12 protein-coding genes are annotated in these 15,393 nt (G+C 35.0%); 11 read left to right on the top strand and 1 reads right to left on the bottom strand.

Translation table 11 applies throughout. The features are described from left to right. Window positions 1–12: 12 nt before the first annotated feature. Complete coding sequence (locus ACXR6G_RS05555) at window positions 13–756, bottom strand: SPFH domain-containing protein (protein ID WP_458360412.1); 744 nt, start codon at window positions 754–756, stop codon at window positions 13–15. A 750-nt stretch (window positions 757–1,506) separates the two neighbouring features. Between ACXR6G_RS05555 and ACXR6G_RS05560 the strand changes: the two genes are divergently transcribed. The 11 genes from ACXR6G_RS05560 to ACXR6G_RS05610 all read left to right on the top strand — a co-directional run bounded on the left by ACXR6G_RS05560 (window position 1,507) and on the right by ACXR6G_RS05610 (window position 15,379). Beyond that, window positions 1,507–2,088: a hypothetical protein gene (locus ACXR6G_RS05560; RefSeq protein WP_458360413.1), complete on the top strand. Its 582-nt coding sequence runs from the start codon at window positions 1,507–1,509 to the stop codon at window positions 2,086–2,088. A 198-nt stretch (window positions 2,089–2,286) separates the two neighbouring features. Then, window positions 2,287–2,670, top strand: a complete 384-nt coding sequence (locus ACXR6G_RS05565; RefSeq protein WP_458360414.1) for a hypothetical protein — start codon at window positions 2,287–2,289, stop codon at window positions 2,668–2,670. 6 nt (window positions 2,671–2,676) lie between these two features. Then, window positions 2,677–3,054, top strand: coding sequence for a hypothetical protein (locus ACXR6G_RS05570; RefSeq protein WP_458360415.1), 378 nt, complete (start codon window positions 2,677–2,679; stop codon window positions 3,052–3,054). Between the two features lie 228 nt (window positions 3,055–3,282). After that, window positions 3,283–3,735: a hypothetical protein gene (locus tag ACXR6G_RS05575; RefSeq protein ID WP_458360416.1), complete on the top strand. Its 453-nt coding sequence runs from the start codon at window positions 3,283–3,285 to the stop codon at window positions 3,733–3,735. Window positions 3,736–3,863: 128 nt separating this feature from the next. Next, the gene (gene def, locus ACXR6G_RS05580; RefSeq protein ID WP_458360417.1) at window positions 3,864–4,517 is read left to right on the top strand and encodes a peptide deformylase; all 654 of its coding nucleotides are present in this window, start codon (window positions 3,864–3,866) and stop codon (window positions 4,515–4,517) included. Window positions 4,518–5,772: 1,255 nt separating this feature from the next. Next, window positions 5,773–9,090 (top strand): S41 family peptidase, encoded by a 3,318-nt coding sequence (locus ACXR6G_RS05585; RefSeq protein ID WP_458360418.1) that lies wholly within the window; start codon window positions 5,773–5,775, stop codon window positions 9,088–9,090. A 560-nt stretch (window positions 9,091–9,650) separates the two neighbouring features. Then, entirely contained in the window at window positions 9,651–10,184 is a 534-nt protein-coding gene (locus ACXR6G_RS05590; RefSeq protein WP_458360419.1) for a hypothetical protein, read from the top strand. 393 nt (window positions 10,185–10,577) lie between these two features. After that, complete coding sequence (locus ACXR6G_RS05595) at window positions 10,578–12,245, top strand: serine hydrolase domain-containing protein (RefSeq protein WP_458360420.1); 1,668 nt, start codon at window positions 10,578–10,580, stop codon at window positions 12,243–12,245. A gap of 202 nt (window positions 12,246–12,447) precedes the next feature. Beyond that, window positions 12,448–12,969 (top strand): hypothetical protein, encoded by a 522-nt coding sequence (locus ACXR6G_RS05600; protein ID WP_458360421.1) that lies wholly within the window; start codon window positions 12,448–12,450, stop codon window positions 12,967–12,969. A gap of 508 nt (window positions 12,970–13,477) precedes the next feature. Continuing rightward, complete coding sequence (locus tag ACXR6G_RS05605; protein ID WP_458360422.1) at window positions 13,478–13,996, top strand: TlpA family protein disulfide reductase; 519 nt, start codon at window positions 13,478–13,480, stop codon at window positions 13,994–13,996. A 132-nt stretch (window positions 13,997–14,128) separates the two neighbouring features. Continuing rightward, a complete protein-coding gene (locus ACXR6G_RS05610) occupies window positions 14,129–15,379 on the top strand; it encodes a DPP IV N-terminal domain-containing protein (RefSeq protein ID WP_458360423.1) in 1,251 nt (416 codons plus the stop codon). The last annotated feature ends 14 nt before the right edge of the window (window positions 15,380–15,393 follow it).

Below are 15,393 nucleotides of genomic sequence, written 5' to 3' on the forward strand. Positions count from 1 at the left end.
TCGATATCCTACTTACTCATCCTTCTTTGTATTTCTTGGTAAAACCTCCTCTGGGAAAGGGAAAAGGATAGTTGAGTTCTTTTCTGCGGCTATATTAGCCAGAGTTTGATACAATCTTAGCTTAATAGCTGAAGGTGATTGATCGATAAGTTTACCAGCTTTCAAAAGATTTGCTGCAGCTTCTTGTTCAGCTAGGGCAAGAATAACTCGTGCTCTACGAGAACGTTCAGCTTCTGCCTGATTAGCCATCATGCGTCTCATGTTTTCGGGCAATTGAATATCCTTAATTTTTACGTCGATAATGATAATACCCCATGCCTGGGTTTCCTTCTCGACAATATGTTTGATGTTTTTGCCCATCTCTTCACGTTTCGATAGGATGGTATCCAGTTCTACCTTACCACAAACATCTCTAAGGGCGGCCTGAGCCAGTTGCATAATGGCAAACTTATATTCCTCAACTTCCAAAACAGCTTTCTCCGGATCGTCTATTTTAAAAAAGACAACTCCATCGATACTACAAGGCACATTGTCCTCAGTCATCACCTCCTGAGAGTCGATATTGATGGTGATCACACGGATATCTACAATCTGAATAGTCTCTACCAAAGGAATCACCCACCTGAATCCAGGCTTGAGCGTGTTGATGTATTTTCCGAAACGGAATTTCAAGGCTCTTTTGTATTCGAAAATGATTCTGATACCACTTAATAAGAAGATAACAATACCAAGGCTGAAAAGGATTAAAGGATTCATAAGGTTTGTTTTTAGATGATTGACAAACTTTATGTAAGGGGAGGTGGGCTCTATTGTAAAGTTACGAAAAAGAGAGGCTTAGGGCAAGATTAGTTTTGAGGTATACGACCTCTTTTAAAATTCTTAATAAATCCGTCATGCTCTGACTATTGGTAAGTTGTAAATATCAGGGTATGACTAATTTGAATTCCCGCAGATTGCGCAGAAAGAGGACTTGCAAAGCTTTTATTATTCAGGAGTTTCCCATCTAGATATTTAAACCACTAATGATCACTAATTCTAAAAATGTTTCGACGCTGATTTATTATGATGTAATAGAATTGAAAAAAGATCCATCATAGATTGGAGACCGAGTGGAGTCGTGGCTTTCTACAATAGAAAAAATGATTGTCAAGTTATTGTACTCGTTCTTGTTGCAAGTTCAGTGGAGTTGCTAGACGGGCTGGGGTTTAATTCTCCCCTTCAGAGGAGATACAGAGGGGTGTATCTATTCCTAAAAGACTAGTGTTCATAATTATATAGACTTATTCTATTTTATGTATGCTGCATACATTACGCTAACTTAATTTATTATTTGCTTTCTAATTTTCATAAATTGGTAGGCTTGAAATGCAGAACTTGTGTTTATCAGGCCTGTATGTGTTGGTGGATGCAATTTTATTAAATAGATAAGTGAAATGAACGTATAGATTTACGTTTACACACAGGTTGTGATTAACTATGAATAAAACTTAAATTTAAATCAATAAAATGAAGAAGATTATTTTTATTCTTGGTCTTATTTTTCTTGTTAATTCAATCAATTGTTTTTCAAAGACAGTCGAAAAAAACAGAAAAGAATTTAAATCAAAAACAAAGTATGTTTATGGATATTCTAATGATTTTAAAGGAGAATTATATTTAGGGATTTCCTTTGAAAAAGTTATAAGGTCGATAGATACTACCTATTTTGTTAAATTGCAGTTAAATGCACCTGAAATTGAGGGTCGTATGAATATATGTTTTGACGAAGCAAATGCGGTAACATTTTTGTCTAAGACTGGCAAAACTGTAGACTTGCAAATGACCGATGTTAGATCTATGACAGATTATGATAGGCAAGGGGATGATCTATTAACAACAATTAATGTGAGTATTTATTCTACAATCTTTATTTTAAATGTAACAAAAGAACAACTAATCGAAATTGGTTCTGAACCCTTCTATAATATAATAATACCATATTTAGATTGTAAATCAAAAGTTAATAAAAAAGCAGAATTTTTTAAGCCAACACTATTAGTTCGAAGACGTTTTATACAAAAAAATGTAAAATATATACTTGATATTTAAGCTTGGGTAAGTATAAATGTGAAATATATGTCTTCAATGAAAATCAATTAAGATCAAAAGAATCATCAACAAGGTTAGAGACTAATTTAGTGTAAAGTCTAATCTTTAACTTTTGTAAAGGATCTATCTTAACGAACATTAACAAGACACATAACTACAATTTAGATTTTAAGGTCTAGAATAAATAATAAACTGAAAATGATTAGAGTATTCATAATTATATATTTCATCGCATTAGGAGCGGTTGTAACATATGGTCAAAAAAAAGAAATTCGACTTATAGGTACTTGGGAAAGAGTTGAGGAAGTCAATAAAGAACCTCAAATAATAATTGGAGGAAATAACAACAATGAAAAAATTGAAGTACTACTCAGTTTTAAAGATGAGACAAACATAAAAATAAAACAAGGTAAGAGAGTATATGAAGCAAAATACCAAATTGAAGCAAATGATTTGACATTAGGAAACAGAAAATATCAAATTATAAAACTTGATTCTGACAGTTTAATAATGAAAGAGTCTAGTGATTTTCTGCCTCAAACGTATAAATACTTTAGGACAACAAAAACTATAAAAGAATAAGAAATAATGGGAGATGTGAAATTTGAGAGAATCAGAATCTCTATGACATTTTTAGTATTGCTGATAGGTTTTATGATTTATGTGATAAGATTGTTTATTGTTCCTCTTGAAATGACAATTGGAGTTTTTAATACAGCTTCAATATGGATAGCAGTATCACTAATCCCAATTTTAATTCCGCTTCTGTATGAAAATAAAACCATGAAAGTATTGACTTTTATTTTTGGCGGATTGATAATGCTAGTTGATATTGTATTACCCCTGACAATAATTATTGGAAACGAAATGAATGAGCCAATAATTTGGGGAATTCTAATGATTACAATATGTGGCGTTTCTGGTTTGACAGGTATGTTGAAGACATTGAAATGGATAAAGAATTAACCAATATGCAAAGCACATTTGATCGATTCTGAACACAATAAGAAACGCTTTACAACAAAAGCGAAATATCATAGGCATTGATGAGCTCAAAATAGCTATACTTAGATTCTGAAACCTAGCGAGACCCTTGTACACCATTACCCATAGTTCGTAGGAATAGGCTGCTATTTGAATCAATATGGTCTGGCTAAAGTATTAGGGAGATAAGCACATTAATTATAATTGAAAGTGGGAATATTAGAAAGACTATTATTTGGTAAAAAGATCACAATTATGGATGAAAGGATTGGTACACTTTCAAGTAGAATTAAATCAAAAGATCCATCAATTGAATGCTCGTGGATAAGTGAACATCTTCTTCCTGATCAACAACAGAAGACTGTTTTTATTTTAGAAGGAAATATTAATGGACCTTATGATTCTCAGTTAAAATCAGTTTATAGAATTATTGAAGAGCTGAAGCAAATAATTGAAAATGTAGACAATGAATTAAGGAAAACTAGCACGAAATATGAAAAACTTAAAAATTGGAAATATGAATTTTATTTAGCTGCCTTAACTCCCAATGAGGTGAGTCGAAATGAATTTGAAGTAAATTTTGAGCCTTTTGATGACGATGATACCAGATATGTTTCATTATTATGGAGAAATGGGAATTTAAGTGAAATTGAAGGCAAATAAGGGTGCTAACAAAAACTAAGTTGTTATGCTATTGATGCCTATCGGTTCGAAAAACAAAGGATTCAATATTAAATGCATTGCGCTGAGCGGAGTTGAAGTGTAAAAGAAGATAAATGTTATAGTGAAATATGAAAAAGCGATATCAATATTTAAGCATCCTAATTCTGATTATTTTAATTAGCAGTTGCTCTAGTACAAAAAACATTGTTGGTAAAACAGACAAGAGAAATACCTTTTCTGATGAAGAAACAACATTAATCATGCAGGGCGATAGCTTGAGTCCAATGCGTGTGTTTAAGATTAATAAAAAGTCAGATTCAATCTTATTGAGTACAAAAAGTACCGCTGTTAAAGTAGAGTTCAATCATCCTGTCCTAAAAAGAATCGTCGAAAGAATGTATAGTACTGTACGTGATAGTCTGTCGGCGGGTGTTGGTATTGCTGCACCACAAGTGGGTGTCTTAAAGCAAATTATTTGGATTCAAAGGTTTGATAAAGCGGGATCTCCCTTTGAGGTTTATTTAAACCCCAGAATTATTCAATATTCGAGGAAGAAACAAAAATGCAGAGAAGGTTGCCTGTCGGTTCCGAACCGAATGGACACTTTAAATTCAAGAGCATATGCTATTTTGATTGAATATGACAAGATGGATAAAACGCATCATGTGGAAATGGTTGAAGATTTTACTGCCGTTATTTTTCAACATGAAATAGATCACTTAAATGGGGTTTTGTACTTGCAATATCTTGATAAGGTGTTGAGTGTAGATTCATTGAAATAGGTATATAAAGGTGCCAATATTACCTATGGATAATTGTCTGTTTTGCACGTATGTCGATCCTTTTCCGATAATTGTTGGGAGGGAGAGAGGTCTAAGCTCAAGATGACTCAAATCAGGTGTTTATAATACGAAATGAATAAGATATTTGATTATAAAACGGATCGTTTACATGGTTTGGACCATTTACGGGCGATTGCCATTCTCTTGTTGAATAGTCTTTTCATAAATTCAAGCTCTCATTCGTGAAACGCCAACAGGACTAAAAAGACGCTGTCGGGTTTTCCCCTGGCTCGTGTAGATATCTTATCTGCAGGTTTAGACTTGGGGATATTTTATCCACTCAGCTGGTAATCAGTCTTATCTTATGAAATGCCTGAACCAGATTCTTTGATAAAAGGCTTAAGCCGTGAACAATTCAAACTGATCTATTATTAGCAGACAAGCCTGCCTGTCAGGCGAAACCTGTTGCGTATTACCTTTCTCTGGCGTCCTGTTGAAGTATTCCGCCACCTGTTTCCAATTACTCGGCGCTAGGTATCAATAGTGACGATATTGTTTTTAATGGTAATTTATCTCTGAATCCAATCGGGTTTCAACAAAATATGCTTCGGGATAGTCATACTTTTCAGATGATAATTTCAATGGAAGCACAGACGTCATTTCCTTTTTTACTTACAATACCTATTTCGATTTCACTGAAGCTCTAAATAGTATCAAGTGGAATTGTATCATATTACACAGGTTTACCACGCGTATGAACGTTCCCTGCTTGCCTTTAAAAAACAGGGAGGATTTGCCATTCTACAAGAAGCTTAATCTTCATTCAAACGTAACAGGAAGCTATGGTATATTCACCTCCTATATCTCGATACTAAGCTTATTGAAATTGATTTGCCGCTCTCACAGAACTTACTAAAAATCAAAAGTTGCCAATCCCATATTGGTAGCTTTTTTTATCATCACGAAAGTAAAGTTTCATTATTGCAAATGATTCATCTTTAGTAAAATACACGCCTGGCATTACAAATCGTATTTATAATAACTTAAGGAATAAGGATGTAGGCCATCTGGTTATAGTTATTGAGAAATATTTTATGATGATCCAGCAAAAAAGACTTAAATTGAGTAGTTGAAACACAAATCACCCAGACAATTCATAAATAGTTTACATAAAAAAGTTTTAAAATAAGAGATAGTATAAATAGCTGGAAAGTTGTTGGAAATAAGCTATTCGTCATTTTTTAAATTTTATAATATGAAAAAATCAAATTATTTTTGGTCTCTCTTTATTGGCCTTTGGCTTGTTTTAATTGGTCTCCCAGCCCTGGCGCAAGAAACCCGACTATTAAGAAACCCTGCCATAAGCCAGGAAAACATTTCATTCGTTTATGCCGGAGATATTTGGTTAGCCGATATTGATGGCTCAAATGTGAAAAGAATCACAGCTTTTGAAGGCGTAGAATCCGATCCTCATTTTTCACCCGATGGGCAAACCATTGCATTTACTGGAAAATATGATGGAAACACGGATGTATATACAATTCCCATCATTGGTGGTGACCCCAAAAGGTTAACATGGCATCCTGGAGCTGACTTAGTAAGAGGTTGGTCAAAAGATGGGCAACATGTTATTTTTGCTTCTGGTCGTATAAAGGCACCCTATCCATACCCTAATCAATTATGGCAGGTTTCAACAAAAGGTACAACGCCTACGCTATTAATTTTGCCTAGTGCGGTAAATGGCAAGTTTTCCTCTGATGATAAGCTCTTTGTGTATGAGGAGAATTTCACCTGGGAAACAGAATTTAGAAATTACCGAGGTGGACAAAACAAAGCACTACAAATTTTCGATGTACAAACCTATGAGGTACAGAAATTGCCATGGAAAAATAGTAGGGATATTGACCCCGTTTGGATGGATAAGATCATTTATTTCCTTTCAGATCGTGATTTTGGCATGAATATTTGGTCCTATCATGTTCAAACAAAACAATTAAAACAAGTGAGCTTTTTTACAGAGTTTGACTGCAAAAATCTTGAAGGTCATAATGACAAATTGATTTTTGAAAATGGTGGGTATTTGTACACCCTAAATGCTGGCACAAATAAACCTGTGAAACTGACCATTAATGTAAAGGGAGATTTCCCATGGACTCGCCCCCATTGGAGTTCCGTTGACAAATATATTACATCTGCAGCTATTTCGCCAAGTGGTAAACGCTTAGTTATAGCAGCCAGGGGTGATATCTTTACCATTCCTCTTAAAAAAGGAAACGTCAGAAATATCTCCAATAGTCAGGCCGTAGCCGACCGAGCCGTATCCTGGTCGCCTGATGGAAAAAATATTAGTTGGTTTTCAGACGAAGGGGGCGAATATCAATTGGTCATTTCTGATCAATATGGTAAAGAGAAAAAGAAGATTGCTATTGAAAATCCAAGCTTTTATTATCATCCCAGCTGGTCGCCTGATTCAAAATATTTAAGTTTTTACAATGAAAACAGAACTTTGTGGATAGTAGAAATTAGCACGGGTCAGTTTACAGAAATAGCAAATGAAGGTTTTGCTCATCCTGAACATGTGATGTTTGGGGAATGGGCACCCGATTCAAAATGGCTGGCTTATACCAAGAGATTAACAAATGAGTATGCGGCTATTTTTGTTTATTCAATTGAGCAGAAAAAATCCTACCAAATAACAGACGGCATGTCTGATTGCAGAATGCCTGCATGGGATAAAAGTGGGAAGTATATTTATTTTAAAGCAAGTACAGACTATGGTATGAATGTGGGTTGGCTTGATATGTCATCCTTAGATCATCCCATAAACAGTTCTATTTATCTGGTTGTTCTGTCGAAGGAAGAGGCCTCCCCATTGGCTCCGGAAAGTGATGATGAAGAGATTGAAAAAGAAGAGAGTCCTGAACCAGAGAAAAACAAGTCTAAAAAGGAAAAAAAAGCCCATAAAGATGACAAGGAAGCTGATAAAAAAGATAAAGATATTAAGATCGATTTCCATGGCCTGCAAGAACGAATCATTGCGCTGCCACTTTCTGTAAAAAACTATGTTCAACTGGAAACGGCCAAAGATGGTATCCTTATGTATACCGAGCAAGTGCCGCAACAAAAAGGACTGAGCCTGCATCGATTTTCTCTTGAGAAAAGAGAATCGGAAAAAGTTGTAGAAGGTATTACCAAATTTGGGATATCTGCTAAGGGAGAAAAATATTACTATGTAACAAAAAGTGAACAATACGTCATTTCTAATGTTTCAGATAAGCCTAAACCGACTGAGGAAAGTTTGAAAATAGCGAACGTTAAAATAAAAGTTGATCCTTTATTAGAATGGAAACAGATTTTTAGAGAAGCCTGGAGGTATCAACGCGACTATTTTTATGTGGATAATGTTCATGGACTGGATATGGATTGGGTCTATAAAACTTATTCTCCCTGGATTGATCATGTAAAACATCGTTCAGACCTTAGCTATGTTCTTGATATTCTTGGTGGTGAAACCTCAATCGGACATTCCTTTGTTGGAGGTGGAGATTTCCCAAAGATAGAGAGAATCCCAATTGGTTTACTCGGTGCCGATTTCCATATCGTCAATAAGGAATATCGAATCAAAAAAATCTACACGGGTGAAAGTTGGAATGCCAAAGTATCTTCTCCTTTAAGCGGCCCGGGAATTAATATATCTTCAGGAGATTACCTATTGGCTGTCAACGGTGTCAGACTCAATACAGCTACAAATCTGTACTCTTATTTTGATCAGACAGCCAATAAACAAGTCAGTATTACCGTAAATGATATCCCTAGTTTAAAGGGAGCTAAGGAATTCACTATCATCCCTGTTGCCAGTGAATACTTGCTAAGACAACATGATTGGGTTGAAGGCAATAGAAAGAAAATTGACAAACTCTCAGGTGGAAAACTGGCTTACGTTTGGTTACCCAATACAGGAGAAGGAGGCTATGCTAATTTTAACCGATATTATTTCGCTCAAAAACATAAAAAAGGAGCCATAATCGATGAACGATTTAATCAGGGAGGATTGATTGCTGATTATATCGTGGATCTGCTTTCGAGAGATTTACTAGGTTATTTTAATAATCCTATTGGTGACAAACAAGCCTTCACGGCTCCAAACGCAGGTATTTGGGGACCAAAGGTTATGATTATTAATGAGATGGCTGGCTCTGGTGGAGACATGCTGCCTTATATGTTTAAAATGCGCAAAATAGGCACTATGGTTGGTACAACGACCTGGGGAGGTCTTGTTGGTATTTGGGATGTGCCCGAACTCATCGATGGAGGCTACATAACCTCTCCACGAGGAGGTTTCTATAATCTGAAAGGTGAATGGGATGTTGAAAACATGGGTGTCGCACCTGATATTCTGGTGGAACAAGATGCTAAATCAGTTCTTGAAGGGCATGATCCTCAATTGGAAAAAGCTGTTGAAGTAGCACTGGAATTATTGAAAACCCAGGAAATTAATCTTATTCCTCAACCTGAAGACCCTATAAGAGTCATTAGACCAAAAAAGACTGAAAATCGAGTTGGATCTCGTTAGAATATTGCAAAGAAACTTTATCTCAAATAAAAGTAAAAGGCTGCCAATCCTCGATTGGCAGCCTTACTTATGCCTAAAGATTTCAGGTGCTAGATCTTCAGAGAAAAAGCTTAAATCCTATTTTAAAGTTTCATAAACACCAGCTCCTCTAATAAATCCTATCAAGACTAAAAAGCTGATAATGCGTGACTTTCATTCTGCCTTTAGTCTGGTGGTAATCTGCCTGATTTTAATCCCTCATTACATGTGTTTTACAAATAAAAATATGAATGATGAATTGTAATATTTAAATTTATAAGGCAATGGGACTTAAAAGCGCATTAAGTAAACTCGACGATGCAGTTAAAGATTTAACTTTCTATTAACTTGACTAGGAAGAATCCCGCAACCGACTGAACCGACCAAAGGGAGCTCATGGCCGTAATGAATAACAGAAGGAGCCAATGAGCTTTTGTGAACCGTAACAAAATGGGGCACGACGAAGTCAATAATCGGCAACATAACCATAGTGCCACCCGTTATAGCCAATTAAAACTTAGGACAAACTAAATATACCAGCTATGAAAACACTTAATAGGTTTCTTTTAACATCAGTTGGATTTCTGCTTTATGTTTTAAGCTACGCTCAAGATACTTCAGCTTTCAAAATTCAACTTCAAGAGACAACTCTTGAAAGTAAACATAGTCATACTGCTTGGCGTCTTGATTATTACATATGTACAGGTATAGCTTACGCGAAAAGCATGGGGCAAAGTGTTGAAGATTTTGCCAAATTTGTTGGTAAACATCACGATCTCACGTATCCAAACGACCAAACATTATCCGCAGCAGTACAGACTGGACATTATGTTTTAACAAGCTATCCCGGTGGCAAATTTGAGATTATTTCAGAATCAGATTCTGTTATCCTTGCAAAATCCAATAGACCCTATAAAAAATACTATAAGGATGGACCTATGTTAGGTGTGACTATTGATGAATTTGAAAGATATTTATGGGGTCATGTCGCAATTATGGCAAGAAAAATCAATATTGATTTCGAATATGAAATTAAGGATGATGAAGTCTTACTGATATTTTCTTATAAAGAATAACTGGTTATAAAACCGTGTCATTACTCATACACTAACCGCTCCAGAAAAGAACAAAAGGCTGCCAATACACGATTGGCAGCCTTTCTTATGCCTCAATATTTCATGGCTAGATCTTTAAATAAAAACTTAAATTCTATTTTAAATATTAATAAACATCAACTTCCTCTAAGGAATTCTCTCAACACTAAAATGTTGTTCATGCGTGACTTTCATCCTGCCTTTAGTCTGGTGGTAATCTGCCTGGATTTAATCATTGGTTACGAGTGTTTTACAAAAAAGATTGTGAATGTTGAGTTGTAAGACTTAAATTTATGAATCGGCTTATTAGAAATCCAACAAAAGGGCATAGCCTGTAAGCTTGAATATGATATTTATAGATAAATAATATAAATCATGAAAACCCGAACACTGCTCATATTACTATCCTTTTTAATTGCACTTCAGGTGAGTGCTCAAATCAGTGATACGCAATATAAAAAAATAGACAGTTTATTTCTTAAGTGGAACCAAGCCAATCATCCGGGTGGCACAGTTGGGATTATGCAAAAAGGAAAAACAGTTTTTTCGAAAGCCTATGGTTTTGCTAGTTTAGAGTACCCCGTGCCAAATTCGTTAGGAACCATATTCAACACAGGATCAGTCTCTAAACAATTTACAGCAATGGGACTTGTCGTACTCCAACAAGAAGGAAAGTTATCTATCGACGATGATATTAGAAAATATTTACCCGAATTACCAGATTTTGGTGAAACAATTACCATACGTCATTTGCTTCACCATACTAGCGGCTTAAGAAGTCTTCATGCCATGTTAGAGCTTGCTGGCTGGAGAAGTGATGACGCCAGAACTAATGAGGATCTCAATAGATTTATGAAGAATCAGCAGGATTTGAATTTCAAACCAGGAGACGAATATGCTTATTGTAATACGGGGTATATGTTAATGGTAAATATTATTGAGAAAGTTACCGGAGCAAAATTCCCCCAATGGATGACAGAAACCGTATTCGAGCCTTTGGGAATGAAAAACACCTATGTTGAGGATAATTACAGAAGAATTGTAGCCAATAATGCGACCTCATATTACGAAGGCGAAAGCGGCGAATTTGAAAGAGCTGTAGAGTACTGGGGCTACGTTGGTTCGGGTAATATGCATTCTACAAGTGATGATTTACTTAGATGGTTAGCCAATTTCAAAGAGCCTCAAACAGGCTGGGAAACTCATTTCGATATGTTACAAACGGTCGATACATTGAATAATGGTAGAGAAAACATCTATGCTTTTGGCCTTGTTATTGGAGATTTCAATGGACTCAGAAGCATTGGCCATAGTGGAGGGATTGGAGGCTTTAGATCAATCGTCACGACCTACCCTGAAGAAGAGTTAAGCATCGTTGTCCTAACTAATTTTTCAAAAGCCTCTCCGGGTCAAAAATCAAATGCGATTTCTGAAATTTTGCTCGTGGATGGAAAGGAAAAGGAGAGCATTGCCAGTGCGCCAGTCAAGACGATCAACCTTTCGAAAAAGGCATTGGTAAAATACGAAAGATCGTACTGGAATGCTACAGGAAACTATGAGCGTAAAATTTATTTAAAGAATGACACATTAAGATACTTCCGTTCAGAAAATAGTGAAAGTCCTATTGTCCCAATTGGAAATAACGAATTCCAGATGCTAGGGGTCGATGTTAATCTTAAAATCCAATTTGATTTGGGAGAAAACGAGTCACTCATGCGTGTTACTGTTGATGATGACCTTCCAATCATATCTCAAGGCTTTGATCCTACTGAACCCAGTAAAGAAGAGTTGGTTCTTTATACTGGGAAGTTCTATAGCCCGGAACTCGAAACGACTTATATCATTTCTTTGGATGAGGATAGCTTATTCTGTCATCATGCCCGTCATGGAGATTCTAAAATGAAGAGAATCAAAAAAGATATTTTAAAAGGAGACTGGCCATTACTCATCTCAAAGTTCCAAAGAGATGAAGACGGAAATATTAATGGCATTTTAGTCTCTAATGGAAGGGTAAGAAATCTTTGGTTTGAAAAACAAGAATAAATTTTAAACTCAAGCTAAAAAAAATGCATTTTATTAAGACTGATATTAAAAAAATAAAAGCTGCCTCTCCACGATTGGCATTTGGATTCAAGAAGGTTTTGTATCCCTTCACTTATTAGTAATAACAAGGTCTTTTAGAAAGATATAATCAGCATATGTTGGTTATTTCGGACTTAGGCACCATTTAGAGAACAGAATACTTATGAATAAAATTGACAGGCTTAAGAATCTCGATAGTGATAAATTGATTGATGTTGTCAAAAATTATCGTCAATATGACTATGAAGAGAATTTGAGAACAGAGGCAATAATAATTCTGGAAGAAAGAGGAATTTCAAAAGAACAGTTACTGTTGACTGGTAATTTTGAAAATAATAAATACGAGAACGCTGAAGATCTGTATAATTCATTCACAAAGAATTCTAAGATTACCCTTGCTTTTTATGGAATAATATTTTTGACAAATCTACTAAGTCCTATGATTTTGAAAGTTAATGAATCGGTTGGGTTTCTCATTTTAATATTGGGAGTTGGATCATTAATATTCTTTTTAGTTTTTTTTATAAAATCCTTTATGAACCAGAACCAGTTTTATATATCCATCGGTCAAGAATTTGGAACTGAAGGAGCTTTACTCTATCTGTTTTTAGGAATGCCTTTATACTTTCTCATGTATTTCTATTTTCAGAATCAGATGAAGCAAAAAATGAAAGAAATAAGATAAACAGGGCCTAATAAAAACGAAATTTCATGACCTTGACGAGCATCCCAATCCCACGAGGCTTAGCAAGACTCCTTAGCAAGCATAAACAATATGAACAAAAAAAACTAGATAACAAGAGTAGGAATATTTTTGATTATTTTCTGTATTCCATTTTTTCTTTTTATAGCAATAATTCCATTCCTTGAAATGGAAGGTAAAACCAAAATTACACTTTCAACAATATCTCTAATTATTGGTGAAATCATGTTTTGGCTTGGATGAATATTGGTTGGCAAAGAACTTTTTAGAAAATATAAATCATACTTTAAGCCAAAAGATTGGTTTAAAAAAGGAGATAAGAATAAGGAATCACAATGATATTGTCTATGACAATAGTAAACGTTTTATAAGGTGAAAGATTGCTAATTAGATGTATTTTAAGATATAAATTAAAAATGGCAGTACGCATCATACCCGCGGTCCGTTAGCACACATTACAAAACAATCTGATTTATTAAAAGGCAGGCTTATGATCAAACAATTTTTATTCTCGATTTTATTTATTGGCTTAATAAGTTGCACGTCTAATGAGAAGATAGCTTGGGAACTAACATCTGATATTTATATCCTTGACAAACAGATGCCAATAAATTCCTTAAATGAACTTACTGACCTACTAAATGATAAACAAATTTATGTTGACAGGTGGGCAACTTGGTGTTCCCCATGTTTGGAAGAATTCAAATATAGAGACGGATTGAATCAATTCCTGGATAGTAAAAATATACTTCTTGTATATCTAAATTCAGATAAGGATATTGAAGAAAGCAAATGGTATGAATTTCTTAGATCACATGATTTGAAAGGATATCATCTTAGGCTTAATGATGATCTGAAAGCTGATTTAGTGAATCGAAAAATATTTTTCCCTATGATTCCTCAATATATGATAATAAACAAAGAGGGGATTGTAATTGAGAATAAAGCACTGAGGCCAAGTGATGGGGTAAATTTATATACTCAGCTTGATAGTCTTTTAAGTCATTAACTTGTGCTAATAAAAGCTGAATTTCATGGGGTGGTGAGTCGCTTGAACCCGATAGCTATCTGGAGCCCAGGAAACTTAGCAAGATCGTTATGGGCAATATTAAGAATATGACACACACTAAACTTGTAAATTATGAAATGTTCCAATTTTCATCTAAAAGCAATTACAATTTGTCTATTATTAACATTATTCAATTCCGTTAATGCTCAAAATCGTAGGGAGGTTGGCAATTTGGTCTTAGAGGATGTACCAGAAATTCCATTAGAAATCAAATCCAGAATACAACAGTATCAAAGTACCAGATCAGCATCTTTTGCAGATTGGCTTCCAAATGATGAGGGTATTTTAATTTCAACGAGATTCGGAAATACCTCACAATTACATACGGTAAACAGTCCAGGTGGAGCTAGAAATCAAATATCCTTTTTTGATGAACCTGTTTATAATGGTTCTTTTTGCCCATCTATAGATTATAATGGATTCCTCTTTACAAAAGATATCGGTGGAAATGAATTTTCTCAGATTTACTGGTATGATATGAATACCCGAATTTCTGAAATGATAAGTGACGGAGAGTCTGTTAATTTTGGTATGATATGGTCAAATAAGGGTGATAAGTTCACATTTACATCTACAAGAAGAAATAAGAAGGATTTTGATATTTATGTATCTGATATGAAGTCACCCAAAACAGCTGTAATAAAAGTTGATCGCGGAGGCGGTTATTGGATTGCAACAGATTGGTCTCCAGATGATAGTAAGTTGATCGTGATTCAGTATTTATCGAGCACAAAATCGAATTCCTTCATTTTGGACTTAAAATCAGAAGAATTGACGCAAATCAATGATAACAAAAAAGAAGCGGTTTTCTTAGCAAGTTTCTGGGATAAAACAGGAGAAAAGATTTATGCAACAACAAACCTAGGAAAAGAATTTAATACGCTGGTTCAATACGATGTGCACACAAAGAAAATAGAATACATCACAGAAGATATTGCATGGGATATTGAGGAAGGAGCCATGAATAAGTCAAGAACAAAAGCCGCATTTACTGTAAACGAAAATGGATTTAGCCAATTGTATTTGATGGATATTCAGTCTAATAAATATGAAAAAGTTTCAAATTTACCCATTGGTCAGATCTATTCTTTCAAGTTTCATCCTTCTCGAGAGGAGTTAGCAATGGTACTGAACACAACAGAAACGCCTGGTGATGTTTATTCTCTTGATCTGAATACAAGAAAAAGCAAAAGATGGACAACCAGTGAAGTTGGGGGGGTGAATACAAGCTTGTTTCCAAAGCCGGAACTCGTTAATTATGAGACGTATGACGAGGTGGGTGGAAAAAAAGGAATATTCCTGCGTTTGTATATAAACCCCTGAATGCCGAAGGCCCG

The sequence above is a fragment of the Ancylomarina sp. YFZ004 genome, from assembly GCF_054254355.1.

Coding starts and splice junctions, on each gene's coding strand:
- ACXR6G_RS05555 (WP_458360412.1), bottom strand. CDS start 756: ATGAATCCTTTAATCCTTTTCAGCCTTGGTATTGTTATCTTCTTATTA.
- ACXR6G_RS05560 (WP_458360413.1), top strand. CDS start 1,507: ATGAAGAAGATTATTTTTATTCTTGGTCTTATTTTTCTTGTTAATTCA.
- ACXR6G_RS05565 (WP_458360414.1), top strand. CDS start 2,287: ATGATTAGAGTATTCATAATTATATATTTCATCGCATTAGGAGCGGTT.
- ACXR6G_RS05570 (WP_458360415.1), top strand. CDS start 2,677: ATGGGAGATGTGAAATTTGAGAGAATCAGAATCTCTATGACATTTTTA.
- def (WP_458360417.1), top strand. CDS start 3,864: ATGAAAAAGCGATATCAATATTTAAGCATCCTAATTCTGATTATTTTA.
- ACXR6G_RS05585 (WP_458360418.1), top strand. CDS start 5,773: ATGAAAAAATCAAATTATTTTTGGTCTCTCTTTATTGGCCTTTGGCTT.
- ACXR6G_RS05590 (WP_458360419.1), top strand. CDS start 9,651: ATGAAAACACTTAATAGGTTTCTTTTAACATCAGTTGGATTTCTGCTT.
- ACXR6G_RS05595 (WP_458360420.1), top strand. CDS start 10,578: ATGAAAACCCGAACACTGCTCATATTACTATCCTTTTTAATTGCACTT.
- ACXR6G_RS05600 (WP_458360421.1), top strand. CDS start 12,448: ATGAATAAAATTGACAGGCTTAAGAATCTCGATAGTGATAAATTGATT.
- ACXR6G_RS05605 (WP_458360422.1), top strand. CDS start 13,478: ATGATCAAACAATTTTTATTCTCGATTTTATTTATTGGCTTAATAAGT.
- ACXR6G_RS05610 (WP_458360423.1), top strand. CDS start 14,129: ATGAAATGTTCCAATTTTCATCTAAAAGCAATTACAATTTGTCTATTA.